The 448-nt window shown below is 34.2% G+C and carries 1 pseudogene; it reads left to right on the top strand.

Annotation, left to right across the window (positions count from 1 at the left end):
- Positions 1–111: 111 nt before the first annotated feature.
- Positions 112–448, top strand: a pseudogene (locus tag OM075_RS25630) (reverse transcriptase domain-containing protein); the annotation flags it as partial.

The raw sequence follows: 448 nt of genomic DNA, 5'->3' as shown, positions 1-448 counted from the left end.
CTTAAAAATATTATTATTAATATGATATGAATAATAATAATATTTTTAGGGTAAGATCAATGTGACCATTTAAAATAAACATTATCACATTAAACAGATTTTTCAAGCTATAGTTATGGTTTTCGTCCGGCACGTAATACGCAACAAGCAGTAGGTAAAGCCCTTTCTTATATTAATTCAGACTATCAGCATATTGTTGAAATTGACCTGAAAGAATTCTTTGACAGGGTGGATCATACCTTGCTGTTGCAATTGCTGTATCGTAAAATTAAATGCAAACACACCATGTGTTTGATACGCAGATGGCTTAGAGCACCACTTTTAAAGGATGGTAAACTACATAAGCGACGTATAGGAGTACCTCAAGGAAGCCCTATCAGTCCGTTATTGTCAAACATTGTTCTTCATGAACTGGATCTGAAAATGGAGCAATTAGGCTTACGCTTTG

Origin of the sequence: Plebeiibacterium sediminum (assembly GCF_026013605.1) — a bacterium.
Lineage (GTDB): Bacteria > Bacteroidota > Bacteroidia > Bacteroidales > Marinilabiliaceae > Saccharicrinis > Saccharicrinis sediminus.
This window is presented reverse-complemented; position numbering and strand designations above follow the sequence as displayed.